This is a genomic window from Teredinibacter waterburyi (assembly GCF_001922985.1).
In the GTDB taxonomy this organism is placed as follows: domain Bacteria; phylum Pseudomonadota; class Gammaproteobacteria; order Pseudomonadales; family Cellvibrionaceae; genus Teredinibacter; species Teredinibacter waterburyi.
Genome location: NZ_MRUH01000163.1, coordinates 23,876 through 50,084, shown reverse-complemented (window position 1 = coordinate 50,084; position 26,209 = coordinate 23,876). Strand labels below are relative to the sequence as shown.

Sequence of the window (26,209 nt, the reverse complement as noted above, 5' to 3'; positions counted from 1 at the left end):
TATGTCCAACGACGATAAAACCATAATAAAACCACGCGTTTCACATACTAACGAGAGGCCGAGTGCAGATGCAACTATCGTTAAGGCCACAGATGCTACGCGCTTAGCGCCGTCTCGGGCTTTACAGTCACAGGTATCTGAACCGGGGAATGGCGGCGATATCACAATTGCTACCGCTCATACCCAGGTCTCCAACCATCAGCAGGCCGAACCTACGGCTCCGACCGAAATTGATCAACGTCAGCTTGCATCGTTACCGCCACAACCTGGCATGGTCATTAAAGATCGCTTTATTCTTCGCGAACAGCTGGGGGAAGGGGGGATGGGTGTCGTCTTTCTCGCCACCGATCGCCGCAAAGAAGAGGCTCGCGATACCGATAGCTCGGTGGCCATCAAAATTCTTGGCGATGGATTTCAGCGTCATCCCAAAGCCTTTGTTACCTTACAGCGAGAGGCACGTAAGACCCAGTCTCTGGCACACCCCAATATCGTTACGGTTTACGACTTTGATCGCGACGGAGACCGTGTCTTTCTTACCATGGAGGCTCTTCAAGGAGAGCCTTTAGATAAATGCCTGCGCAGTGGTCGGCATCTGAAAATGTCAGACAAAGAAAAGTGGCAGTGGGTTCAGCAAATGGCCGAAGGTCTAGCCTATGCGCATAGCAAAGGGTTTGTTCATGCCGACTTGAAGCCGGCGAATGTCTTTGTTACCCGCGACAATAAAGTGAAAATTCTGGATTTTGGTATCGCCCGAGCGGTGAACGATGAAGTGCCAGATTCGTTTGATGCCGGTGAGTTGGGTGCGCTAACACCACGTTATGCGAGCCTAGAAATGCTGAATCATGTCGCGCCAGCTCCAAGTGACGATATTTATGCCCTAGGGGTTATTATTTGTGAGATTTTCAATAATCAACACCCCTATAACGATCTAGAGGCGAGTGACGCCTATGCGCAGCAACTCAAACCAAATTTACCGCGATTTCGAAACCTTTTACTGCAGCGTTTATTAGCGGCAACGGTTGCCTTGCCAAGAGAGTCGCGCATAGCGAATGCTAGTCATTTCTTACGGCGTTTTCACTTTGCGACTAAAGCCGTGCGCCGAATTGTGTACGGTAGTTTAGCCATACTGGTACTACTAACGGTAAACTTTGGTTACCTAAGCAGTATTGAGATGGATGATTCCCCTGCATTTTCCACGCTTCCGGAGGGGGCGCAGGTGATCTTTAGAGACTTGATTGATGAGGGCGACAGAGCGCTTCGTTTTAACGATTTGCAAGGCGCGGTGCTCTACTACGATAAAGCGTTTCAGATACACGCGCGCAATAAGGATATGGAAACCGCGATAGCGGCGATTGTGGCTCAGGTAGCACAAGCGACTAAAGGCTTAACCGCAGATGCAGAAAAAGCCTTTTGGCGCGAACAAATTAAGCAGCTACAAACTTACAAGGCGTTTACAGATAATGCTGATTTAACCGAGATACTGCAAAAACTTTAGGCCGCAGGTTTTAAACCTGTTTTTTTAGTCGATTAAAATTCAAATCTAAACCCAGCGGAAAATATTGATTCGTTGTAATTGCGTAAAAACATTGCCTGCTGGAAATTAGCAAAAACTTGAATTCCTCCCGTGGCCGCTACACCAAGTTTTTTTTGGCTGGCGCCGCGAATTACACTGGTAAGCCCAAAGCTTAAGTAAGCATAGTTTTCGGCAAGTTCATCGGTGGGCAGATTGACGCTCGCCTCGCCAAGTACAGACGTAGCGCTAAAGTTTGTTTTGACGCCGCGTGAACCGGTCTTAGCTTGGTGGCGCCATTGAATATCCATATAGGGCACTACCATCCCCCAGTTGCCGGAATAAATATGCTGTAGTTTTATTCCGGCTATAGTTTCTAGTGATGAAAATGTTTGCGCAGGCACGGCCACATTAAAACCAAGCGAGCTCGTGTCGACTTCTTCAAAGGCATCGATAGTAATGTTTTGGTATTCAATACTTATGTAGGGTTCGAACACGTCACCATTACCGCGATCGAAGGTAAAGCCCGCGGTAAAGCTCGGTGAAATAATATCGGCATTGGTGGAACTGATGGCGACGGTACTGATTGCACTACTTGTGCCAGTGCCAATCATAATACTGCGCGAGTTATCAAACTTAATCTGCTGCCAACCGAGGGACCCACTTAGAAACCAGCGGTCCGCTTGATAGAGTGCGAATGGCGTAAGTGAAATAGCGCTGGAGTCGACACCGCCGCGAACAATGCTTTCCGCTTCGTTGAAGTTAACATCTTGCTCTTGAAGTGCAACGGTAACTCCAGCCACCCAATTGTAGTCTAAACGGTAATCGACACCGCCATTCAATTCATAGCCGCGGTATTTATAGCCATCTTCCAGTGCTGTTCCATCTCGATCGCCACGAAGATAAGACGCATTTAAAAAGCCTCCCCAAGGTGACCAGCCAGTATCTGCACTAGCGCCGCCGCCGAAGTCGCCACTGTGTCCTGTTACAAAACTTCCCATACCATCGAACAGACTTAAGCCAAAGCCGGCTGCGCCGTTGCGAAGAGCACCTAGGCGATTACCTAAGGTTTGTGTTTGAGTTGATGAAAAAGATGAGGCAACAGCGCCTTGGCTGGCGAACTCTTCCGCCGCCGTCCAGCGCAGCGCATCGTTAAACTGTTCGCGGGTTAAACCTAAGCTGCGGTCGGTTGGGCCATCGCCCCCAGAGAGTGCGTTTGCAGTGTGAGCAAAGGCTTCAGCATTGCGATATACCTGATAGACCTCGGTGGTGCAGCTCGCCAAGGCATCTGCAAAAAAGGTGTCGCCGTTTGGATCTGTTTGCAAGTCGCTAATCAGTTGGCCGTCAACAATTAGGCCTTCGGCATCGAGGTCTGCACGTGTTTGACAGCCAACTTCTTGCAGGTTGCTATACAGGCTTGAGAAGGCGCGTAGCATTTGCCGTTCAATTTCGTTGTTTGCGCTGGCCTCTAAGCTAGCGAGGTCGGCAAAGCTGGCGTTGCCGAACCCTGCAAAACCTGCGAGTAGGATAATGTTAATACAGCGTTTAAGTGTTTTTCTGTTGGCCGGTTTCGTCATCATTTTTTGAGCTTCGTCTGTTTATTTTTAAATGTTTTAAATTATTGTTTCCAGATGGCTTTGGGAACGAAAAAGAAATCGCCTACTTCGTGGCCGGCACCTTTAATGGCTTTAAATTCTGGGGTTTGGTCGAGGCCAAGTTTTTGTGAGGCGATGGCGACTTTATTGCGCAAACGTAAGAATAGTTCAGGGCTGGATAATACCGAATCGTTGGCGTCCAGCTCGGCTAATAAAGCGTTAGAAAATACTGACTGACCGTTTCCTGCGTTGTCGAGAATAGGTTGATCACCGCCGGAAGAGAGTAACAGTCGCGATGCTTTAGGCAATTTATAGCGTACGTAATCAAAGTCGAAATTGGCATTGTTGCTGGTGAATAAATAGCCAGGGGCATCGGATAATAATCCGGCGTAGCAGGAATCGGAAATGACCAATACGCGTTTCGCATTCAAACGAGATAAGTGGCGAGTTACAAATTCATTTGCTACCCAGAAAGTATCTTTAGGTGGTGGCTCTGCGTTCGAGGGTAACCAGTAGCCGCTGGTATAGTCGCCAGCGGCGATACGGTTGCCGTGGCCAGCGTAATAGATAACGAGGTTGTCATTGTCGGTTAGCTTCTCATTCAGGTTGTTGATTGCCTGCATGATCTCTATGTTGTCGGCATTAAATAAGGTTTGTACAGAAAACCCGTATTTTTTGCTGAGCACGTCGGCAATTTTTTGTGCATCGTTAATTGGCGAAATCAAATCGTCGAGTAGTGAATAGTGTTGATTGGCGATAACCAAGGCGTAGTATTTGCCAAAGGTTATACCTTCAGCCGATAAATTTTGAGCGGTGAGCGGTAGGCCTGCTTTTGGATCTGTCGCGACCGATCGGTATTTGGCAATTTTTTGCATACTGGTTTCACTGCTTTTTTTATCGTCTTGCAGTTCTTTTACCAGCTCGCGTAGCGATGCCAGTTCGTCGCTTAGCTCAGTTCCGTTTGCCGATGCGCTCAGCTCTTTTGCAAGCGTGTCAATCTGTGAATTAAGCGCTTTGATCTGTGTATCTTTCCGCTTAATCGTTTTTTCGAGGGCTTTACGTTGCGCTTCGCTTTCGGTCGCGGCAGCAGACTGAAACATAACGCTATCTTCTGGCAGCCCCCAGGCTTTGCGATAAAGGTTGAGTGCTTCTAGTTGATTTTTCTCGACGCCCTTACCCTGTTCGTAGAGGGTGCCAAGATTAAATTGCGCCCGCGCGTTGCCTTGTTCTGCGGCCTTTTTATACCAGATCACGGCGGCGGGGTAGTTGGCTTCACCACCGGCACCCTGTTCAAAAATCTCGCCGACATTCACCTGTGCGGTGGCATCGCCGGCCTCGGCAGCTGCGATCCAAACATTCAGCGCGGTTTTGTAGTCGGCACGGTCATAGGCAACATATTCACCGCCGCGAATCTGGCAGTCGGCGGCGGTGGTTTTAGTGGGGCGACGCGGTGTTATATAGGCGCGCCCGCCGATCATGCGAGTTTGTCCTGGCAGTAGGCAGTCCACTACTTGAAGCTCGGCGATTTTAGCCTGCATGTCTTTTGCGGCAATCGACAGTGGCGATATCAGCAGGGCGAATGTGGCTCCCAGTAGAGCGGAGCTCAAGTGTATGCGAGCAAAATATTTCAACGTAGCACTCCCCGTTTATTGTTAGGCTAGTAGCCTCTTATTCTTGGCGCTAGCAGTGTTCTGGCGACAGTTGGACGTTAATATACCGCGCTTGATGAATTAAGGCGCGAAGTGTCCTGCATTATTGAGGTAAATATCGCATGTCATGCTGCAAATTTGCCGGCCGCAAGTCAATGATTGATTGTTGATCTGTGTTTGCCGGTGGCTAACAGATGGTATTTGGAAAGAGGTAAAAAAACGCATAAAAAAGCCCAGTGGCCGAGACCTCTGGGCTTTAGGTTATGAATTGTCCGCGGCACTGCCACGGACATAATCAATCACGCCATTTACATCACAACGTCTTCAATCTGAACGGCAGCAATGCGCTTGCCTTCATCAGCACCCTTAACAAATTCAGAGATTTGATCGAAGTTCATGTAGCGGAAAATTTCTGCAGACATGGAATCGATGGTTTTAGCATATTCCAAATACTCCGCAGGCTCAGGAAGACGCCCAAGAATACCGCCAACAGCCGCTAACTCCGCCGAGGTTAGGTAAACATTCGCACCTGCGCCCAAGCGGTTAGGGAAGTTACGAGTCGAGGTAGAAAGCACGGTTGCGCCATCGGCAACGCGGGCTTGGTTACCCATGCACAGCGAACAGCCTGGCATTTCCATACGTACACCGTTAGCGCCAAAGATGTTGTAGTAGCCTTCTTCCATTAGGGTGTGCTGATCCATCTTGGTCGGTGGCGACATCCAGAAGCGGGTTTTTAAACCCGCTTTGTTCTTCTCTAGCAACTTACCTGCGGCGCGGAAGTGGCCGATGTTGGTCATACAAGAACCGATAAAGACTTCGTCAACCTTGTCGCCAGCCACTTCAGATAGTAAGCGCGCATCGTCTGGGTCATTTGGACAACAAACAACAGGCTCTTTAACGTCGGCTAGGTCAATTTCAATAACGGCGGTGTATTCGGCATCGGCGTCGGCTTGCATTAATTCAGGGTTGGCCAACCATTCTTCCATCTTCTTGGCACGGCGTTCTAGTGTGCGCTTGTCGCCGTAGCCTTCACTGACCATCCAGCGCAACAGAACAACGTTGGAACGCAGGTATTCGGCAATAGACTCTTCCGGCATTTTGATCGTACAGCCAGCAGCCGAGCGTTCGGCGGACGCGTCAGATAGTTCGAAAGCTTGCTCGACGGTGAGGTCTTGCAGGCCTTCAATCTCAAGGATGCGGCCAGAGAAGATGTTTTTCTTACCCTTCTTATCAACGGTCAGCAAGCCTTCTTTAATGGCGTAGTAGGGGATGGCGTGAACAAGATCGCGCAAGGTTATACCCGGTTGCATCTTACCTTTGAAGCGAACTAGTACAGATTCGGGCATATCCAGTGGCATAACACCAGTTGCCGCGGCGAAAGCGACTAAGCCGGAGCCCGCAGGGAAGGAAATGCCCATAGGGAAACGGGTGTGAGAATCGCCACCTGTACCGACGGTGTCGGGTAGTAACATACGGTTTAGCCAGCTGTGGATAATGCCGTCGCCGGGACGTAGTGAAACACCGCCGCGATTTTGAATAAAGTCTGGCAGAGTGTGCTGGGTTTCAATATCGACAGGCTTCGGATAGGCCGCAGTGTGACAGAACGATTGCATGGTTAGGTCGGCAGAGAAACCCAAACAGGCCAAATCTTTCAGTTCGTCGCGGGTCATCGGGCCGGTGGTATCTTGTGAGCCAACCGTCGTCATACGGGGTTCGCAGTAGGTGCCGGCGCGTATCCCTTGGCCTTCGGGTAAACCACAGGCGCGGCCGACCATTTTTTGAGCCAGAGTAAAGCCCTTGCCGGAATCAATGGGTGCTGTTGGCTGACGAAATAGATCGGAAGCGGGTAGGCCAAGGCTTTCACGCGCCTTCGTGGTTAAACCGCGACCGATGATCAAGTTGATACGGCCGCCGGCACGAACTTCGTCTAGGAGTACATCCGAACGCAATTCAAATTCAGACAGTACCGCACCTGATTCACTCAGAATTTTGCCGTCATAGGGGCGTACTTCAATAATGTCGCCCATGTTTAAGTCATCGACGGGGGCTTCAAATACTAAGGCGCCAGCGTCTTCCATGGTGTTGTAGAAGATAGGGGCAACTTTACTGCCGATACAAATACCGCCAGCGCGCTTGTTTGGAACACCGCTAACGTCGTCGCCAAAGTACCAAAGTACCGAGTTTGTGGCAGATTTACGTGATGAGCCGGTACCGACAACATCGCCGACAAAGGCAACCGGAATACCGGTGTCTTGCAGTGCTTTGATTTGGGCAAGAGGGCCTTTAACACCGGGCTCTTCAGGGGTAATACCGTCGCGCTCCATTTTGTACATGGCAAGCGCGTGCAGTGGAATGTCAGGGCGGGACCAAGCATCTTGTGCGGGTGACAAGTCATCGGTATTGGTTTCACCGGTAACCTTAAATACGGCAAGCTTGATTGACTCGGCTACAGGTTCACGGCGTGTGAACCACTCGGCATCGGCCCAGCTTTGCATTACGTCTTGTGCAAATGAGTTGCCCGCTTTGGCTTTTTCTTCAACGTCGTGAAATGCATCGAACATCAGCAAGGTGTGCTTGAGCTCAGTGGCGGCAAGCGCGGCATACTCAGTATTATCGAGAAGGTCTACAAGTGTGACAATGTTATAACCGCCATGCATGTTGCCCAGCAGCTCTATTGCCTTAGTTGTGTCGATTAATGGGCATTTGTCGTCGCCACGAGCAATAGCGGAAAGAAAGCCCGCTTTGACATAGGCGGCTTCATCCACACCGGGCGGAACGCGGTTGGTTATGAGATCTAGCAGGTACTCTTCTTCGCCCGCAGGTGGGTTTTTGAGTAGTGCGACTAGGTCGGAAACCTGCTCTGGAGTGAGCGGCTTAGGGGGAATGCCAAGGGCTTCGCGTTCTGCTACATGGTTGCGGTAGGCTTCAAGCACAATATGTGTCCTCTTATGGGTTAACTCGCGGCCAACAAATTCTGTTGCACGAGGCTATCAAATGACAATTTTAGTGAGTACTGATTCTAGTGAGTAATCGTTTAGCCCTCAGGGCTTAGCGGTTGCTGGCAGGTTAATCGATGGATTGATTCATTGAGCATTTTATTTACTAAGCTAGATAAATTCACACTATTCCTGTCAAAACTAGCGGATCGGGATCCCTTATCGCTGCGTTTTGCGCAAGCTACTGTAACTCGAGAAAGTGTAGCGGTGATTATCGCATTTGAGTGCAAAACCGGTGCCGCGCAGCCACATATCTCGTCAATAGCAGATAAAGGTCGATATTTGGGCCCGCTATTCTACCGCAAATTGTAAATTGTTCGGTAGGTCTGGCTTAGAACTGATAGCAATTCTTCCACCTTGGCGCTAAAAACTGGCATTTTTGACGCTAGGTGGTCTATATTGCGGCGCTCATTAGGGGTAAGTCAGAGGAATAGATTCGCATTATTGGCGGCGTTTGCCGTTGGCGACTCGCGACGAGCTTGCTAATTCGATGCTAACGAGGGAGTACAGTTATGAAACAGTTTTTATGCGCGGCTAAACGCGGCTTCTACCGTATTTTATTAAGTGCTATTTTTCTCCAGCTAGGCGTCGCGGGTAGCGCCTATGCGGGCGAACAATCGCAATATCTGGCACCGCACGCAAAGCGAGCACCGGTTATCGACGGGCAATCAGATGAACCATTATGGCAACAGGCCGAGTGGCGAGCGATAGATCAAACCATTCTAGGTGAAAAGACGAGTGCAGCCGATTTTAGTGGTCGCTTTAAGGTCGTTTGGACGGCCAAGGCACTATACCTTCTCGCTGAAATTACCGACGACGTCATGTCCGATAGTCATGCCGATCCGTTAGTGCATTATTGGGATGATGAAGCGCTAGAAATTTTCGTCGATGAGGACGCCTCAGGCGGTGATCATCAATATACTCACAATGCTTTTGCATACCATATTGCTTTGGACAATCAAGTTGTGGATTCCGGGCCAGACAAAAAAGCGCACCTCTACAACGATCATGTCACTAGTATTTGGAAGCGTTCTGGCACTACCACTACCTGGGAAGTCGAGATCAAGGTGTTTGCCGATAGCTTTATCGACGGCGATAAAAAAGCCAAGCCGGTTAAGCTTGTTGCCGGTAAAGAGCTTGGCTTTATGATGGCCTATTGCGATAACGACGGCGGCCCAGCGCGCGAGAACTTCTTCGGTTCCGAAGATATTGCTCCGGTCAACGGCGACCGCAATCGCGGCTGGATTGACGCAAGTGTATTTGGTCGTTTGATCCTAAAAAAGTAGTCGTTTTCTAATTTAATTCACAGGTAAAAGTAGTAACCGTGATTAACACACTCTCGACAGTAAAAACGCCCTGTATTGGCGTATGCTCCACGGGTATCGGTGATTCGGTATGCCGTGGATGTAAGCGTTTCACCAAAGAGGTGATCGACTGGAATGGTTATAGCGAAGATCAAAAGCTAGCCGTTATGGGTCGCATTGAAGCCTTGTTGGCGCAGGTGGTAGCGGCCAAGTTATTGATTTTGGATGAGCAACTATTAAAGCAAGGTGTAGAGCTCCAGCAGGTACGTACCGGTGGCAAAAAAAATCCTTACACCTGGGTATTTGATTTGTTGAAAGAGGGCGCTGGGCAAATTAGAGACCTTTCCGATTACGGTTGCAAGTTGATGCCGGAATGGCGCGATCGTCCCTTAGTCGAATTGCGCGATGCCATTGATGCCGATTTTTTTACCCTCTCGTGCGCACATTACGAACGCTATTTCTTGTTTCATCAAAGCCGCTAATTCACGCTAAACTTTTAATTTTTGGTGCAAAGGTAAATCTATGCAAACTATCCATGACTTTCTCTTGTGCGAAACACCAGACGACTGGATTAGCAGCGCCTTAAAGCACCCAGACTTGCTGCTTATTGATCACGCCAATTGCGAAAAGAAAGCCGCGAGCACGGCGTTAAATTTGATGTATCGTTACGTTGATAACTTTGAATTGCTAAACAAAATGTCACGCCTCGCTCGAGAGGAGTTACGGCATTTCGAACAGGTAATTGCGTTTATGGAAAAGCGTGGTATAGCCTATAGCCAAGAGACTGCCGCGCGCTATGCGGCGGAACTGCGCAAACCGGTACGCACCTCCGAACCCGGCAGGCTAATCGATACGCTTATTGTTGGCGCTATCATCGAGGCCCGATCTTGCGAACGCTTTGAAAAACTTGCTCCTCATTTAGATGAAGAATTAAAGACGTTTTATCTCTCCTTGTTGAAGTCAGAGTCACGTCATTTCCGGGATTATTTAACCCTCGCTAAAAAAGCTGCTGGTGACGCCGATATCAACGATCGGGTCAATCTATTCTTGGTCCGAGAAAAGCAGTTAGTGGAATCTGCTGATATTGAATTTAGGTTTCATTCGGGTGTTCCAAGCTGACATCTCGGATATCGACTACACTTTTACGTATCGTGCAGCCCTCGGGAGCCGCCTACTTAATTGGAGTGTAGATTTATATGCCGAAGGATATCTTGCTTAACGCCGCAGTCAGTCGTTCACTCAAGCCGGTTGACCCATTAGTTGATTCATTCGCTGATTCATTGCCTGTTTCGTTAAAAGCACCGAGCGATGTAGCATGCGGTTCGTCCGACATTGTCGCTGAGCCGAGTCGGCGTAGTTTTCTCAAGCAGGCTGGAGCCTGTGTTGGCGTAGCTCTCGCCGCGTCTAAAGCCCCCTTTGTCTATGCAAAAAAACAGGTAACACTCCGCGTACTGGGTACTCACGTGACCCTGCAAGAAGAGTTGCGTCAGCGTGCTATGGCAGATTTAGGTATTAATATTATCTATGAAGCCAAGGGAAGCGCAGCGGTACTCCAAAAAGCGTCATTAATGCCCAGCAGCTTTGATTTGTACGAGCAGTGGTCCAACAGCATTAACATTCTTTGGCAGGCGGGAACCATTCAGCCAATCGACAAAACGCGCTTGAATCATTGGGGTGAGGTAAACCCATTGACGAAAACCGGAAAGCTAACACCCGAGGCAAAATTGGGTGCGGGTGATGCGCCCTACAAATTACTTTACGTGCAGCCGGATGGGCGGTTAGGTTCTAACTCGACTGATAACCTTAGTTTTCTTCCCTACGTCCATAACGTTGACTCCTTCGGCTACAACTTAAACGAAATTCCACGCGGTGTTCCCTATACTACCGAAAGCTGGGGTTGGCTGTTAGACGATCGCTATCGTGGCAAGGTCGGTATCGTGAATGCGCCTACAATTGGCCTATTTGATCTGGCGCTTGCAGCACAAGCGCAAGGCTTGGTTAAGTTTAACGATATTGGCGCAATGTCTAGAGTGGAGCTGGATCAGCTGTTCTCAGTATTGGCCGAGAAGAAGCAGCGCGGCCATTTTGCGGGCTTTTGGAACTCGGTTCCCGAATCCGTAAACTATATGAAAACCGGTCGAGTGGTGCTGGAAAGTATGTTTTCCCCTGCGGTATCGGCACTTAACGGCTTAAATGTACCTGTAGTCTACGCGGCACCCAAAGAAGGGTATCGCGGCTGGCATGGTGTTATGTGTTTGTCCTCGAAAGCCGAGGGCCATGTTGCCGACGCGGCTTACGATTATATGAATTGGTGGCAATCGGGTTGGCCTGGTGCGTTTATCGCACGTCAAGGTTACTACATTTCAAATGCAGAGCGTTCCCGTGAGTTGCTAAGCGCAGATGAGTGGGCCTACTGGTACGACGGTAAGGAAAGCAAAAAAGAGTTGCGCGGTACAGACGGTAATATAGCTGTGAGAGCGGGCGATATCCGTACTGGCGGGTCTTACCTAAAGCGTTTTAGTAACGTTGCCGTGTGGAATACGGTTATGCCAACCTATGATTACAGTTTGCAGAAATGGTATGAATTTATTACCAATTAACGTCTCTTTTACTATGGCGAGCTGCTGAGCCAAACCGATGAAAAAAAACAAACTCTATTCAATCAAAGTGCAGATACTCTTTGCGTTTTCGCTATTAGTATTACCTTTGGTCAGCTTGAGTTATTTCTATTCACTTTCCCACACACTTTTTAATGCCTCGCTGACTAACCTTATTGAACAGGAAGAGGTCGCCGGATTAATAGGTGTTGTTGAGCGCAATGTGGTAGACCTGCAGCGCAACGTATTAGTGTTTAAAGAAACCGCGAGCCAAAGTTCGGTTGATAATGTTGAGCACTTTTACGATCAGATTGATGCAGGGATTAAGCGCTTAGCGCAGATGAGTACCTTTGCAGAGCACGCAGACCTACTCGATATTATGGGGACTCATTTATTTGAGTATCGCAGTAATTTCGATTTAGTCGTAGGGATGCGCAGGGAGCGTAAGTCGCATATCGAACGGCATTTGTCGTTTGAACGCAGTTGGTTTTCCTCCGATGAGCCGCTGGTAGCTGGCGATGTGGAGACAGAGTTAAAGTTAGAAAATGCCATATTGTCCGCGCATAATTCGTCTCTTTCCTATTTGACGTCATATGATCTGTCCCATATCGAGAATTTCAAAAACTACATAAACTTGGCGTCAATACAGCTGCAGAGGGAACACATTTCAGATGAGGAAAAGACGAAACGCGGCCAACAGTTTGATGAGTATAGAGACAATTTTTTGAGAGTAGTCTCGATTACACGCCATTATGTTTACGTGATTAATGTAGTAATGGCAGGTTCCGCTAATGAGGTTTTATACCACGCGGAAAACTTAGACGAAATATATCGAAGCCGCGCCAAAGAAGCGCGTGAACACGTAGCTATGGCTCTACAGAAACAGCGATTTTGGAGTATTTTACTTTCGGTTGTAGGTATTCTTGTTGGTGCATTCGTTGCGGGTTACTTTTTTCTGCGGATTACTCGCCCGATTGAAAGCATCACTAAAGTGTTTATTAGCTTGGCAGATGGTCAGAAGGTTGGCGATATTCCAGAGCTTTCCCGTCGCGATGAGATTGGTATGTTGGCACTTGCCGCCAACGTTTTCAAACAGAAAAATGAGCAAACCACACAACTGTTGAGTAAAACTCGAGAAATGGTCGATGAGCAGCGCGATCTAAATGACGCGCTGACCCGAGAGAAACAACGAGCTGAGCAAGCGCTTTCGATTAAGACCGAGTTCTTGGCTAATATGTCCCACGAGTTACGTACACCACTAAACTCCATTATTGGCTTTACGGTAAGATTGTTAAAACAACCTAGCTTTGAGTCGCGTCAGGTGAAAGCCTTAGAAGCTATCGAGCGCAATGGACGCCACCTCTTAGTCATGATTAACGATATTCTTGACCTCAGTAAAATAGAGGCTAACAAGTTAGATCTACAGATTGTAGAGACTGACTTGGTGGCGTTGTGCAGAGATTTGGTTAGTCAGCTGGCCCCCGCCGCAGAGGATAAAGGGTTGCGGATGGGTATCGCTGTTGAGAGCTTAGCGCCGGTCGAGACTGACCCTGCTCGTATAACCCAAATACTGCTAAATTTAATTTCTAACGCTATTAAATACACCGAGTGTGGTTCTGTTTCTGTCGAGGTCAGTACAACTTCGGATGGCACAGCTGCGGAAATCCAGGTGGTGGATACGGGGGTAGGTATCTCTCCCGCTGATCAAAAACGCTTATTTAAACGCTTTGAACAGTTTGACGATAATTCTCGGTTTAAGGTGGGGAAAGGTACGGGTTTAGGCTTGTCTATTGCGTCAAACCTTGCTCACCTACTCGGTGCGAGCATATACGTAGAGAGTGAGCTTGGCAGCGGTAGTCAGTTTGTTTTAACGATTCCCTTTAGCTTCAAAGGTTCAGCGGTAAACCAAGATAACGTGGTTGCGGCCTCCAACCAGGAATAGACCGCTATCTTGTAGTGAGAGATGAAACCCAATTAAATACTTGTTCGTTACATCTCAATCTCAATCTCGAAATCGACTAGCTCTAATCGCTCATTATCCGCTTTGAGATACCAACCTTTCTGTTCCCAGTCACCCAACACATATCGGCAGCTGGCGGTTGGTAGGTTGCTAGAATCACACGCGGGCCGGTGTATCGCTGGGCGGTGGGTGTGACCGTGAATAAGGGTCTTAACGTCATTGCGACTGAGCGCTGCAGCGACGGCCTCGGCATTCACATCCATAATATCTTCGGCTTTCATTGCATTCATCGAGCTACTTTGGGCGCGAAGTTGTTGTGCCATCATGCGCCGTTGAGCGAGTGGCAGCTGCAGGATTTGTGCTTGCCAAGCGGGGCTGCGAACCTGCTGGCGAAACTGCTGATATTCCTGATCGTCCGTACACAGACTATCGCCGTGCATTAACAGCACCCGCTGGCCGGCCAAGGTAACGACCGTTTCTTCATCTAAAAGCTTGGTGCCGGTTGCTGTTGCGAAGGCCTCCGCTACTAAGAAGTCGCGATTTCCGTGCTGAAAGTAGACATCTACGCCACGATCAACCACTGCGCGTAGCCGTGTTTGTATCTCTAGGTAAAACGCCTCGTCTTCATCATCGCCAATCCAGGCGTCAAAAAAGTCACCCAATATATAAATTGTTTTCGCGTCGAATGCTATTTTGGTTAAAAACCGCTCAAGCGCCGCGGCAATCGCCGGGCGCTCGGGGCTGAGATGTAAGTCTGAAATAAGGTAAGAGGGCATAGAAAGGATCGCTTAACTTATTCCGCTACAGTGACTGATTCAATTACAACAGGTTCGTTGGGGACATCTTGGTGACCGCCGTGGCGACCAGTACTAACGCCCTTAATCTTGTCGACAACACTCATGCCATCAACCACCTTGCCGAACACACAATAACCCCAGCCTTGGCTATCTTTTGATTTATGGTTAAGGAAGTCGTTGTCTTTAATGTTGATGAAAAACTGTGCGGTTGCGCTGTGTGGGTCCATAGTGCGGGCCATGGCTAGCGTGCCAGTATCATTTTTTAAGCCGTTGTCGGCCTCATTTTTAATGGGGTCTTTCACGGGCTTTTGGTTCATATCTTCGTCAAAGCCACCGCCTTGAACCATAAAACCGTTGATTACACGGTGAAAAATGGTACCGCTGTAAAAACCATCTTCGGCGTATTGTTTGAAATTGGCGGCAGTTTTAGGCGCCTTTTCAAAATCCAATTCAATTTGAATATCACCGAAGTTTGTGTGCAATGTAATCATTTTGGAGTCCTGTGTTGAAATTAGTCTCGCCTATCAGCCTTATGCGACGGGAATTGGCAAATTTCGCCTGCGTAAGGTGCGGGAAGGCGGCTATAATACGCGCTTTGCCGGTCGATATAAACCGCGTAGAGTGTGGGAATAACATGCATTGGGCCGGTCGCCTATACGTTGTACGGGAATTGTACAGGGTGCATAAACAGATTTCAGAGAAGCGAGTTACACGAATATGAGTGTTGAAGAAAAGCCGTTAAATTTTTTAGAGCAAATCATTAAAAAAGACTTGGCCGAAGGTGCGTGTAAAAAGCTAGTAACGCGTTTCCCCCCAGAGCCGAATGGCTATTTACATATCGGCCACGCCAAATCGATTTGTTTAAATTTCGGTCTAGCCGAAACCTTTGGCGGCGAATGTAATTTGCGTTTTGACGACACCAATCCAGCAAAAGAGGAAATGGAGTATGTTGAAGCAATAAAGAAAGATGTCGAGTGGCTTGGTTATCGCTGGGCTGGTGAGGTGCGTTATGCATCGAGTTATTTTGATACTCTGTATAGCTGGGCTCAGCATCTTGTCGAAACGGGTAAGGCCTATGTTTGCGATTTATCTGCGGATGAAGCGCGCGAATACCGCGGTACACTAACGGAACCCGGCAAAAACTCCCCCTATCGTGAGCGTTCGGCAGCAGAAAACCTTAGTCTGCTGGAAGGAATGAAGTGCGGCGAGTTTGACGAAGGTAGCCGCGTACTGCGTGCAAAAATTGATATGAGCAGCGGCAATATTAATTTGCGCGACCCAATCTTGTATCGTATTCGCAAGCAGCATCACCATCAAACCGGTGACAAGTGGTGTATTTATCCCACCTATGATTTCGCCCACGGCCAGGAAGACGCCATCGAAGGCATTACTCACTCTATTTGTACCCTCGAGTTTGCCGATCACCGTCCACTCTACGAGTGGTTGATCGAAAACTTACCTGTACCCGCGAAACCTAAGCAGTATGAATTTGGTCGTTTGAATCTAAATTACACTGTTACCTCTAAGCGCAAACTTAAGCAGTTGGTAGACGAAGGCCATGTTGATGGTTGGGACGATCCACGTATGCCGACTATCGCCGGTTATCGCCGTCGCGGTTACAGCCCAGCCGCTTTGCGTAAGTTCTGTGAAATGATTGGTGTTACCAAGTCAGATGGCGTGGTCGATGTTGCCATGTTGGAGCATGCCATTCGCGATGACCTCGATAAAAATGCACCGCGAGCGATGTGTGTCATCAACCCGCTCAAAGTTGTGCTGACCAATTATCCAGAAGATAAAACTGAGCGACTGACGGCGCCGGGGCATCCTAATCGTGATGATTTGCCTGCACGTGAGCTGCCGTTTGGTCGAGAAGTGTATATTGAAGCTGACGATTTTCGCGAAGAGGCCAACAAAAAATATAAGCGCCTAGTGATTGGTAAGCGCGTGCGTTTACGCAGTGCCTATGTAATCGAAGCCGACGAGGCAATTAAAAATGCCGCGGGTGAAATTGTTGAAGTTCGTGCTCGAATTATTGAGGGCACAGTCGGCAATGATCCAGAAGATGGCGTTAAACCAAAAGGTGTTATCCAGTGGGTAGCTGCTCACGAGTGCGCCAACTTTACCGTTAACCTTTATGATCGCCTCTTTAATGATGTTGCCCCAGATGCGGGAGGCAAAGATTTTCTCAGTTGTATTAACCCCGATAGCTTAGTTGTAAAAACCAACTGTAAGGGTGAAGTTGGTTTAAGCGCAACGACGCCAGGGCAGGGCTTTCAGTTTGAACGCGAGGGCTATTTCTGTCGCGATTTAGACGATAGTAAACTTGTCTTCAATCGCACTATTAGTTTACGCGATACTTTTGTAGGTTAATGACGTGGGTTAAGGCACGGGTTACGGATGCCACTGCGTTTAAACAACGGTTCTCGGCTAGGGATAGCCGCAGTTTAAATTACGCTCAATTAAACATGGGCGACAGAGATTAGCTTAAAACAATAATTCATTTTCCGGTACACAGCGTGTACCGGCCGACCAAATCCGGAATCACATGACGCTCAAAATTTATAACACCGCGACGCGCAAAAAAGAACTGTTTCAGCCCATCGATCCAGACTGCATCAAAATGTATGTCTGCGGCCCGACGGTCTACAACCTTGTACACATAGGTAATGCTCGCCCGGTGGTGGTATTCGATACTTTATTCCGTTTGTTGAATTCACTTTATCCGCAGGTGATTTACGCCCGCAATATTACCGATATCGACGATAAAATTATGAAGGCTGCGGTTGAGCAAGGGCGCTCAATCGGCGAACTCTCAAGCTATTTCGCAGAGCAATACGGTTTGGACATGGCAGAGTTAAATACACTCGAGCCAACAATTGTTCCCTATGCAACCGATCATATTGACGAAATGTTAGCCATGATTCAGGCCTTGATAGAGCGCGGACACGCGTATGAAGCTGAAGGGCATGTATTGTTTGATGTGAAATCTATGAGTGATTACGGCAAGCTTTCCAATCGCGCATTGGAAGATATGTTAGAAGGCGCCCGGGTTGAAGTCGCAAGCTATAAGCGCTACGGCGGGGATTTTGTTTTGTGGAAGCCCAGTAATGATGACGAGCCGGGCTGGAGCAGTGCTTGGGGGCGCGGTCGTCCCGGCTGGCATTTGGAATGTTCGGCGATGATCGAAAAACATCTTGGCAATACCATTGATATTCATGGCGGTGGCCGCGATCTTATTTTTCCTCATCATGAAAATGAACTGGCTCAAAGCCAGTGCGCACATGACGGAGAACAATATGTTCGCTACTGGATGCACAATGGTTACATCAATATCGATGGCGAAAAAATGTCAAAGTCGCTCGGCAATTTTCGCACCGTACGTGAACTGCTGGAACGTTACCCAGGCGAGGTGATTCGCTTTGCGCTGCTTTCCGCCCAATACCGTTCGGGGTTGGATTTCTCTTACGAATTGCTTGAGCAATCGAAGTCGAGTTTAGATTCACTTTACAGCGCGTTGCGTAAAACGAATACCGTCATAGCCGGTGCTGTCGAGCTAAATGATAATCCCGGTTACATCGCTTTGCTTGACGATTTAAATACGCCGCTCGCGATTAGTGAGCTACATCAATTGGCCAAAATTCTAAATAAGCCAGAAGAGTATAGCGAACAGCAATTGTTTGAAACTAAAGCCACCATGCTGCAGTTAGGGAGCTTGATGGGATTGTTGCAAGCCGAGCCAGAAGCTTGGTTTCAGGGGGATACCGACGAAGACAGCACTTGGATAGAAGACGCTATCGCCGCTCGACAACAGGCTAAACTCGACAAGCAATATGCTCGAGCCGATGAAATTCGCCAAGAACTCAAAGCTAAAGGTATTGTCCTAGAGGATTCGCGCGAAGGCACTAAATGGCGTCGCGAGTAGCGCTATTACCGTGCGTCAGTATTTTAAAACGATTGAGAAGTATATGAAGACAACCCTATTTGATGGTGCTTGGGCGAAACGATTTTCGTTACCTATAACCTTGTTTTTTTTGAGTCTGCTTGTCGCCTGTAGCGAACCAACACTCAGTCAAGACGAGTGTGACCTTATGCTAGACAAGCCCAATCCCGAGTGGACAGAAAAAGATATGCAAACCTTTTCTCGTGACTGTCTAGAGGTTGATGCAAGCCATATCGAAAAGCCTATGGTCATTCCTTCGCAGGTTGACCCTGGCCCAGCCAGTGATTCAACTGAAGACGTCAAGTTAGTCGTCCCTGCACTTGATGATTCCGGCACTGAGTAGGTTGTAGTGCCGACGCTTGATTCAAGCGGTGAGATACCCGCAACGCTTCCCGTCGTAGAGATCAGGTTGCTTGTACAGAAATTCTTGGACGAAGGTTGGCAGCAGCGAGATATAAAAGTATCGTCGCCAGTATTAATTCGCGAGCACGATCTGATGGTTTTCGTGTTCAAACATTTGCCAATAGTATTCGCAGAAGACGTATTGCTGGCATTGTTCCAAAAACATTATTTATTACGTAATAGTTTTTTTATGTTGCAGGAGCTTGATGATTTACGCTATCGGCTCAGGCCGACGGCGTTTGGTGTGGAATTGCATGCTTCGTTTGAAACTGTAGAAGTGGTTTCTGGCGAGCCGAGCGGTTTAGACTGCGCGACTAGCAAAGCCATAGATAGTAGTGATAGTAGCGCTGAATTACGACGCTTCTACACAGACTTTAAGCATTACCGCGAAGCTAACGCCGAAAATGTCGCAGAGCTTATGGCCAGTTTCTGGCGTAGGTTTGAATCGCAAGATGACATTGACGAGGCGCTGAAAGTATTTGAACTGCCAGAAACAACCGTCGACTGGCAGATTATTCAAACGCGATACAGAGCCTTGGCGCACCAACATCACCCCGATCGCGGTGGTGATGCTGACCAGTTTGTTGCGGTAACCTCCGCGTACGAAGTATTAAAAACACGTTATGGGGCGAAAGCCTAGAGATTTGGGAGTTATTGCACGTGATAGGAAAGATTATAGCCGGAGCCATAGGTTTTTATACGCTTGGGCCATTCGGGGCGATAGCCGGTGTTTTAGTCGGGCACATGTTCGACAAGGGGCGGGCAAGTCTGGAGGGTAGTTTTAATCCAGAAAAGCGTGCCCAGGTTGAACGCGCTCTATTCGAAACGGTATTTCCCTTGTTAGGCCAAATAGCGAAAGCCGACGGTCGAATTTCACAAGAAGAAATTAGTGGCACCGAAGCCATGATGACCAAAATGGGCTTGAGTGCAGAAGGACGGAAGTTAGCGATAGAGCTATTCAAAAAAGGCTCGTCGGCAGACTTCTCGGTAGAGGAATGCATAGCAAATTTTGCCAAGGTGTGCGGCCCTTACGGGGATCTAAAACAAATCCTGTTGGTATATTTAATCACCCTTGCTTACGCCGATGGAGAGTTGCACCAAGAAGAAGAGCGGTTGCTATTTGATATTGCTCGCGGCCTAGGTTACTCGCGCTTTGCATTTAACCACTTAATGGGAATGGTACGGGCACAAACGCATTTTTATCGAAGTGGCGGTGGTTCCAGCAGCGGTCAGCAAGGTAGCTACAACAGTGCCTCCGAACTTGAACTTGCCTATAAAGCGTTAGGCGTAGAGTCTAGCGTGACTGATCCCGAACTGAAAAAAGCCTATCGTAAACTGATGAGCGAATACCACCCCGATAAACTTACCGGCCGAGGTGTGCCAGAAGATATGGTGAAAGTAGCCACCGAGCGGGCACAGGAAATACAAGCGGCCTACGAACTTATTCGTAAGCAAAGAAAAAAGTAGTTGAGACTTTGGTTGGCAAAAGTTGTCTAAGCAATTGACGATATATCCATTCACCCTCAATTTTTTTAATGGAGTGTTTTGACTAGCTCATGGCGAACAATCAGGGCCAGAAAGCAATTTTAATTACCGGCTGTTCCAGCGGAATAGGTCTTTGTGCGGCACTGACGTTGCACCAACGTGGTTATAGGGTGATAGCGACGGTACGCCGTGATGAGGATCGGTCGCCTCTAGTCGATGCCGGTATTGAGCATGTCTTACTATTGGAGATGCGTTCCAGTTCTGATATTGAGCGGGTTGTGAGCGAGGTTGTCGCCATTACCAACGGTAAGTTGTTCGCGTTGTTTAACAATGCGGCCTATGGCTTGCCAGGTGCGGTGGAAGATTTAACTCGCGATGCGTTGCGACATCAGTTCGAGTCTAATCTGTTTGGTACCCATGAACTTACCGTAAAGCTGTTGCCTTATTTTCTAAAACTCGACGACGCTCGTATTATTCAAAATAGCTCAGTGTTGGGTTTTACCGCGATGCCAATGCGTGGTGCCTACAATGCCAGTAAATTTGCACTTGAGGGTTTAACCGATACGTTGCGTATTGAACTTACCGATACTAATGTAAAAGTCGTGTTAATCGAACCCGGCCCAATAACCTCAAATTTCCGTAAAAATGCGTTGGCGGCGATGCAAGAGCATATCGATTTTTCAAAAAGTCGTCATGAAGAACTCTATAGCTATGCTCTAGAACGCTTAAATAAAGTTGGTCCTGCGTCTAAATTTACGCTTCCCGCATCGGCAGTGGTTGATAAGCTGATTCACGCGTTGGAGTCTAAACGGCCAAAAGCACGTTACTTTGTTACCTTTCCCACCTATCTAATGGCGCTACTGAATATTGTCTTGCCGGTTCGTTGGATGGACCGTTTTCTTCTTCGCGTATCTCGTTAATTTAGGTGTTTAGATTTGCGCTTACCGTAAAAACTTTACGCTGCACGCTAAACCATGTCCATCTGGATTATCGTTAAACGAGAGTTCGGCCTTATGCAGTGTGACAATTCTCATCACAATAGAAAGCCCTAAGCCTGTTCCATATTGTTGTCGATCAGAAACGCGGTAAAAGCGATCGGTCGCGTTCGCTTTTTGTTCATCGGTCATGCCCGGACCTTGGTCGATTACGGTCAGGGTTAAATACTTATCTGATATTTCAATCGCAATTTTAATGGCCGTGTTGTGAGCGCTGTATTTGTAGGCGTTTTCTATGAGGTTGCGTACGAGGTTGCGCAATAAGTTGTGGTTGCCGCGAATAGAAAGCACCGCTTCGTTCCACTCTTCTTCGCTAGCTTCGTCGCTAGCTTCGTCGCTAGCTTCGTCGCGGCTAGTTGTGGTTGAGGTTGGTGTTTGCAATTCGAAATCGTAATCTGAAAGGGCTGCTGCGGGTAGTTCGGCAATTGTTTCACGCGTGAGACTGGCAAGGTTTACTGAATCGGCAAGATCGTACAGTCGGTGCGCGTCTAGGCGGTTTAAGAGTAGTAGCTGCTCTACGGTGTGAACCATTTTGTCGATACTTAAAATAATTTTGTTTACTGCATTTGCGGTTTCGCCGGAAACTTGCTGGCCAAGCTGAAGGTTTTGCGCGTGTACTCGCAGCGCTGCGAGTGGAGTGCGTAGTTCGTGCGCGGCGTCGGCATTAAAACTGCGTTCGCGATTCAAAGCTTCATTCACTTGTCGTAAAAGATTGTTAACTGCGTGGCGAATAGGTTCCAGTTCTGCGGGAAGTTGGGTGTCTAGGCTGGCTAGATTAGTGTCATCGCGCTCCTGTAAGGCGGCGGTAAAGCGTTTGATTGGTAGGGTGCCAAGATGTACACAGATAGTGACAACAGCGATAACGATTAACGTGATAAATAATAGTGGGATGAGAAGGTCTAAAATTATCAGGCCTATGAGCTCGTCGCGAACTTCAGCACGTTGCGCGGTGTAAATCCACGAGCTGCTTGCCGATGAGTAGAGCGAAAAAATATGCCATACAGCATCGCCGTATTGTATTTTGCTGAATCCCGGCGTTTGGGCTGAGAGCGGATAGAGAGGTGCATTACGCGACATCATCCATAGATTGCCTTCCTTGTCCCAAACTTGAAACGCGAGCTTTTTCTCGTAGTGGTGGCCGCTGTTTGAATAGCGGTCTTCATTGATGTTGGCGACATCGGCAATAGAGGCGATATCTTCTGGTGAAGATATTCCGCGGGCAATGATGCTGTCAATAATGCGCGCAAGCTGTGCCTGTTCGGCATTGAATAGCTCGGTAAGCTCTTCTTTTGTATCCACAACTATGTAGTAGCCGGCAGCAAAGTTAGCGGCGATTAAGCAGATTACGATACTCAGCGTTATCCGTAGTTTTATTGAGCGCATAAAGAGTTAGCCGAGACTGTTTGAAACTAGCATATAGCCAACGCCGCGAATGGTTTTGATGGCGTTGTTGCCGAGCTTTTTTCGAATGTTGTGGATGTGAACCTCTAAAGCATTGCTTTCGACCTCATCGCTCCAACCGTAAGATTGCGACTCTAATTTTTCACGCGAAAATATTTTGTCGGGATTTTCGAAGAATGCGCGAATAATGGGGTATTCGCGTCGAGTTAAATCAAAGTTTTTGTCAGCACAGTTTAGTTTGCGCGCGCTGCAGTCAAGGGTGGTTTTACCTATTACAATCTGTTCCGAACTATTGCCACTTTTACGCCGCACCAGTGCTTTAATTCTGGCGTCGAGTTCGCGCACGTCAAAGGGTTTTACCATGTAATCGTCGGCACCGGTATTAAGCCCGTCGAGCTTATCTTCAATTTGATCGCGTGCGGTTAGCACTAGAACCGGCACGGTATTTTGGCTGCTTCGTATTTTCTTCAATAGCTCGATACCATCAATATCGGGTAAGCCTAGATCAAGAATCACGAGATCAAACGATTCGCTGTTTTGTGATGTTAGTACTGCGAGCGCGGGCTTGCCTTGTGTAAGCCAGTCTACGGTATAGCTAAAATACTTTAAGCTGCTGCAAATACCTTCGCCGAGCAGTTGGTCATCTTCAATTAATAGAATTCGCATGAGAACACCAGTAGGGAACATTTTGCGCTTTGAGGAATTCCTCTGCGCGGTTGCCGTGGAGCAGTGCAATTGTTGCTAAGCTACCGGCCTGAATACATTGGCTAGCGGCAACGGTGACTGAGCGCGGCGCATCGATTATCGGCCAACCTGTTTTTGGGTTGAGTACATGGCTATAGCGTACGCCTTTATACAGAAGAAAACGGCGCGCGTCGCCGCTCGTGGCCAGTGCTCCGGCGGCAATTTTTATTAGCTGTTCGGCTTCATTTTCACTGTCGGGTTTTTCGATGCCGATCATCCAAGGAGAGAGGTCGTGCTTCGGGCGAGATATTTCTATATCGCCGCCAAAGTTTACCACTACTGAAGTTTCAGGCGCGCTTTCACGACATTTTTGCGCGACTAGGCTTACCGCAAATTCTTTGCCTATGCCGCCAAAGTCGATCTCCATACCCAATGGCAGCTTGATAAAACTCTCGCCGAACTCTACTTTTTGCCAGCCAATATACGGCAATAGCGTATCGATATCGGTTTGGCTTGGGATCTTGTCGCTGCCGTCAAATCGCCAAGCGCGTCGCAATATGCCGGAGCTAATATCGAACATTCCATCGGAAAGTTGAAAACACTGATCGGCGTAGCAGAGTAATTGGAAACACTCGTTGTCGATGGTGACGGGGTGACCTTGGCTGGTATTGATACGGTGGCAAAGATTGTCGTCGCGATAGCGGCTGTAGGTATTCTCGATTCGGCGAACTTGGTTGGTGGCAAGGGTCGCTAGTTGCTGCACGAGTGAGGGATCTTTAGTGTCGATTAACAGCTCGCAGGGGCTGGCCATAGCATTGAATTTAATGCTTGTGCCTTGTCCCTGCGAATGAAGCGTAAAAGTCCCAGTCATCATTTCTTATGGATTAAAGTGTATTGCGACTTAAAAACTATACCCTAGCTGCAAGAAGGCGGCTTTTACTTCTGGGTATAACTCTAAGCCATTTAGCGCCGGTAGATCGGAGCTTGGGCCGCTAGAACTTTGTTGATAGTACTCGAAACGGAGGCTGAATTCATGGCCATTTTCGAGCTCACGTCCGTACTTTAATCCCATTGTGTAAGCGCTCATTTCGCCAATCCTATAGTCGGCACTCATGTAATCTGGCAGCGCGGTACTTGAGAGTTGATAGCGTTGATAAAAGTCTGCCGCAGTTTGCTGGTAGTAACGCAGGTGCGGTTGAAGATAGCTTTTGCCGCCGAGCGAGAAACGATCGCGTAATTCAAGGGTATGGCTATCGATTCCCCAGTCATCTTGACTGTATCGGTATGATAGGTCGAGAATATTTTTGTCCAGATGCACTTTTGATTGGGCAAAGAAAAACGCTTTGCTACGCGAATCCGGACGGTTTTCATAAGTTTGCGCCACTGCGTTGCCTTGATCGTCAACTTGGGTAACAACCTTAAATGGATCGGTCATGTAGCCGCTAACATCGGAAATACCCACATTAAATTGGGTAATCCATCGGCGATTTATAATCTGTGTAAGTCCTAGCACAAGGTCGGTGGTGTTTTTGGTGTCTTCGCCAGCTGTCTGGCGGGTTGCATCGAACGCGTCCCAATAATCTTGATCTGTAGCGAATTGTCCGCTATCGATTACCATATCCGATAGCGCGACTGGGCGGCCGCCATGAGGGCTTATCTGGTCGAACGCTTGCGAGAAGCCAACAGATAGCGTGGTGTTTTTGCGGTTAAAATCTTTTGCTAGTGAGCCATTGATGGCAATTGATTGGTAATCGAATTCCTTCGATAAATGTAATCCACCACTTGCGCGCAAGTCAGTCATAAGCGGTTGCGTCCACTGTCCGTTAATCTGGACTCGTGTGTCTTTAAAGGTATCATCCAGCGGTGTTTCAGCTGCGGCGGTTTCAAATTGCCCCTTGCCGGAAGGACGGCTCATGGTTTGTGCTTCTGGTTGCGGTAGCGCGCCGTTCGCGGATGCGCCGCTTAAACTGTCTACCACCAATTTGCCGCTGAAGATGTGACCCTCGCCGAAATCTTTTGTGGCTTGAACAACACCTTCCATCGCGGATACACGATCGGTTTCGTTGTAGATCAGCACGGCGGTATCAATATCCCAGTCTTTCAGCATTTCTTCAGCCTGTACACCGCCGCCCACGAGAGTGCAGGCAGCGGCGGAAAGCAAGTGGCTGATTTTTTTGTGTTTACCTAGTTGCATCCACAACCTCCACCCGCAAACGCGCGGCCGCCGCTAGTACCTTCTTTGCTGAAGTAGACGTGATCGTCGAGGGTTAAATCTACTCCCTCGGCATCTAGATTCATTTCTGATTTTGCCAGGAGGTCACGCTCCCATGGGGAGACACCAAGATGGCTGCATCCCGCGAGTAAAGGTATTAGTAGAGCGGCTGTTAAGGACGCTGTGCGCAGGTAAATCATAGTTTCACCTTCAGTGTATTTGGGTTTAGCAGTTGAATAATTTCCTGCTCGTAGGCGGGGATTTTTTGACTAAAAAAGCCGGTATGAGCAATGCGAATTTTTCCACTTCTATCAATTAAAAAGCTGGAGGGCATGCCGAGAATGTCGTATTGCTTAGCGATATTGCCTTCCGGATCGAAGACCACGGCAAAATCGGCGGGTACATCCTTTAAAAATTGCTGTGCGAGTTCGGGTTCCTTGTCCACGTTTACGGTTATGACTACAAAGCCATCTTTTCCGTAGCGTGAAACCATACTGTTCATCCAAGGGAAAGACTTGCGGCATGGGGTGCACCAAGACGCCCAGAAGTCTAGGTAAACAACTTTGCCCTTGAGGTCTGATAGGTTGCCGTTGAATTCTGTTGAGGTTATTGCAAAATCCTGCGCTTTAGCTAAAGGACTTAGGCTGAGCACGAGAGCGAGGAGTAGGTGTTTGAATTGCAT

At 48.3% G+C, this 26,209-nt stretch carries 23 protein-coding genes; 12 read left to right on the top strand and 11 right to left on the bottom strand.

Going from position 1 to position 26,209, the window contains the following annotated elements; translation table 11 throughout:
* The first annotated feature begins 1 nt into the window (after position 1).
* A complete protein-coding gene (locus tag IDZ20_RS11325; RefSeq protein ID WP_188151541.1) occupies positions 2–1,495 on the top strand; it encodes a serine/threonine-protein kinase in 1,494 nt (497 codons plus the stop codon).
* A gap of 32 nt (positions 1,496–1,527) precedes the next feature.
* Here the strand turns inward: IDZ20_RS11325 and IDZ20_RS11320 are convergent, their stop codons facing one another.
* From IDZ20_RS11320 to acnB, 3 genes are all read right to left on the bottom strand, one after another.
* Positions 1,528–3,090, bottom strand: a complete 1,563-nt coding sequence (locus tag IDZ20_RS11320; RefSeq protein WP_188151540.1) for an autotransporter outer membrane beta-barrel domain-containing protein — start codon at positions 3,088–3,090, stop codon at positions 1,528–1,530.
* Between the two features lie 38 nt (positions 3,091–3,128).
* Positions 3,129–4,736, bottom strand: coding sequence for a caspase family protein (locus tag IDZ20_RS11315; RefSeq protein ID WP_245792270.1), 1,608 nt, complete (start codon positions 4,734–4,736; stop codon positions 3,129–3,131).
* Between the two features lie 326 nt (positions 4,737–5,062).
* The gene (gene acnB, locus IDZ20_RS11310) at positions 5,063–7,687 is read right to left on the bottom strand and encodes a bifunctional aconitate hydratase 2/2-methylisocitrate dehydratase (RefSeq protein WP_188151539.1); all 2,625 of its coding nucleotides are present in this window, start codon (positions 7,685–7,687) and stop codon (positions 5,063–5,065) included.
* A 575-nt stretch (positions 7,688–8,262) separates the two neighbouring features.
* On the opposite strand from acnB, the gene IDZ20_RS11305 reads away from it, so the two are divergent.
* From IDZ20_RS11305 to IDZ20_RS11285, 5 genes are all read left to right on the top strand, one after another.
* Positions 8,263–9,036 (top strand): CBM9 family sugar-binding protein, encoded by a 774-nt coding sequence (locus IDZ20_RS11305; protein WP_188151538.1) that lies wholly within the window; start codon positions 8,263–8,265, stop codon positions 9,034–9,036.
* A gap of 41 nt (positions 9,037–9,077) precedes the next feature.
* Positions 9,078–9,536, top strand: coding sequence for a DUF1289 domain-containing protein (locus IDZ20_RS11300; RefSeq protein ID WP_425443428.1), 459 nt, complete (start codon positions 9,078–9,080; stop codon positions 9,534–9,536).
* Positions 9,537–9,576: 40 nt separating this feature from the next.
* On the top strand, positions 9,577–10,173 hold the full coding sequence (locus tag IDZ20_RS11295) for a MiaE family protein (RefSeq protein WP_188151536.1): 597 nt from the start codon (positions 9,577–9,579) through the stop codon (positions 10,171–10,173).
* 77 nt (positions 10,174–10,250) lie between these two features.
* Entirely contained in the window at positions 10,251–11,654 is a 1,404-nt protein-coding gene (locus IDZ20_RS11290) for an ABC transporter substrate-binding protein (RefSeq protein ID WP_188151535.1), read from the top strand.
* Positions 11,655–11,691: 37 nt separating this feature from the next.
* Entirely contained in the window at positions 11,692–13,593 is a 1,902-nt protein-coding gene (locus tag IDZ20_RS11285) for a sensor histidine kinase (protein WP_188151534.1), read from the top strand.
* A 47-nt stretch (positions 13,594–13,640) separates the two neighbouring features.
* On the opposite strand, the gene IDZ20_RS11280 is transcribed toward IDZ20_RS11285, so the two are convergent.
* Together IDZ20_RS11280 and IDZ20_RS11275 are read right to left on the bottom strand one after the other, a co-directional pair.
* A complete protein-coding gene (locus IDZ20_RS11280) occupies positions 13,641–14,387 on the bottom strand; it encodes a UDP-2,3-diacylglucosamine diphosphatase (protein ID WP_188151533.1) in 747 nt (248 codons plus the stop codon).
* 17 nt (positions 14,388–14,404) lie between these two features.
* Positions 14,405–14,899, bottom strand: a complete 495-nt coding sequence (locus IDZ20_RS11275) for a peptidylprolyl isomerase (RefSeq protein WP_188151532.1) — start codon at positions 14,897–14,899, stop codon at positions 14,405–14,407.
* A gap of 226 nt (positions 14,900–15,125) precedes the next feature.
* Here IDZ20_RS11275 and IDZ20_RS11270 point away from each other — a divergent pair, with 226 nt between their 5' ends.
* The 6 genes from IDZ20_RS11270 to IDZ20_RS11245 all read left to right on the top strand — a co-directional run bounded on the left by IDZ20_RS11270 (position 15,126) and on the right by IDZ20_RS11245 (position 21,155).
* On the top strand, positions 15,126–16,778 hold the full coding sequence (locus tag IDZ20_RS11270) for a glutamine--tRNA ligase/YqeY domain fusion protein (protein ID WP_188151531.1): 1,653 nt from the start codon (positions 15,126–15,128) through the stop codon (positions 16,776–16,778).
* A 175-nt stretch (positions 16,779–16,953) separates the two neighbouring features.
* The gene (gene cysS / locus IDZ20_RS11265) at positions 16,954–18,330 is read left to right on the top strand and encodes a cysteine--tRNA ligase (RefSeq protein WP_188151530.1); all 1,377 of its coding nucleotides are present in this window, start codon (positions 16,954–16,956) and stop codon (positions 18,328–18,330) included.
* Positions 18,331–18,373: 43 nt separating this feature from the next.
* Complete coding sequence (locus IDZ20_RS11260) at positions 18,374–18,691, top strand: hypothetical protein (protein WP_188151529.1); 318 nt, start codon at positions 18,374–18,376, stop codon at positions 18,689–18,691.
* A 6-nt stretch (positions 18,692–18,697) separates the two neighbouring features.
* On the top strand, positions 18,698–19,390 hold the full coding sequence (locus IDZ20_RS11255; RefSeq protein WP_188151528.1) for a DNA-J related domain-containing protein: 693 nt from the start codon (positions 18,698–18,700) through the stop codon (positions 19,388–19,390).
* A gap of 20 nt (positions 19,391–19,410) precedes the next feature.
* On the top strand, positions 19,411–20,217 hold the full coding sequence (gene djlA / locus IDZ20_RS11250; RefSeq protein ID WP_188151527.1) for a co-chaperone DjlA: 807 nt from the start codon (positions 19,411–19,413) through the stop codon (positions 20,215–20,217).
* Between the two features lie 89 nt (positions 20,218–20,306).
* Entirely contained in the window at positions 20,307–21,155 is an 849-nt protein-coding gene (locus IDZ20_RS11245) for an SDR family NAD(P)-dependent oxidoreductase (RefSeq protein WP_188151526.1), read from the top strand.
* Positions 21,156–21,176: 21 nt separating this feature from the next.
* On the opposite strand, the gene IDZ20_RS11240 is transcribed toward IDZ20_RS11245, so the two are convergent.
* Genes IDZ20_RS11240 through IDZ20_RS11215 form a run of 6 tightly spaced genes read right to left on the bottom strand, consistent with a single transcriptional unit; the run spans position 21,177 to position 26,209 of the window.
* The gene (locus tag IDZ20_RS11240) at positions 21,177–22,613 is read right to left on the bottom strand and encodes an ATP-binding protein (protein WP_188151525.1); all 1,437 of its coding nucleotides are present in this window, start codon (positions 22,611–22,613) and stop codon (positions 21,177–21,179) included.
* A 6-nt stretch (positions 22,614–22,619) separates the two neighbouring features.
* The gene (locus IDZ20_RS11235) at positions 22,620–23,297 is read right to left on the bottom strand and encodes a response regulator (RefSeq protein ID WP_188151524.1); all 678 of its coding nucleotides are present in this window, start codon (positions 23,295–23,297) and stop codon (positions 22,620–22,622) included.
* The gene (locus IDZ20_RS11230; RefSeq protein WP_223144952.1) at positions 23,278–24,189 is read right to left on the bottom strand and encodes an FAD:protein FMN transferase; all 912 of its coding nucleotides are present in this window, start codon (positions 24,187–24,189) and stop codon (positions 23,278–23,280) included. The genes IDZ20_RS11235 and IDZ20_RS11230 overlap by 20 nt, the downstream gene beginning before the upstream one ends.
* Positions 24,190–24,216: 27 nt before the next feature.
* On the bottom strand, positions 24,217–25,509 hold the full coding sequence (locus IDZ20_RS11225; RefSeq protein ID WP_188151523.1) for a DUF3570 domain-containing protein: 1,293 nt from the start codon (positions 25,507–25,509) through the stop codon (positions 24,217–24,219).
* The gene (locus IDZ20_RS11220; protein ID WP_188151522.1) at positions 25,500–25,727 is read right to left on the bottom strand and encodes a DUF4266 domain-containing protein; all 228 of its coding nucleotides are present in this window, start codon (positions 25,725–25,727) and stop codon (positions 25,500–25,502) included. Before IDZ20_RS11220 ends, IDZ20_RS11225 begins: the two co-directional genes overlap by 10 nt.
* Entirely contained in the window at positions 25,724–26,209 is a 486-nt protein-coding gene (locus IDZ20_RS11215) for a TlpA disulfide reductase family protein (protein WP_188151521.1), read from the bottom strand. Before IDZ20_RS11215 ends, IDZ20_RS11220 begins: the two co-directional genes overlap by 4 nt.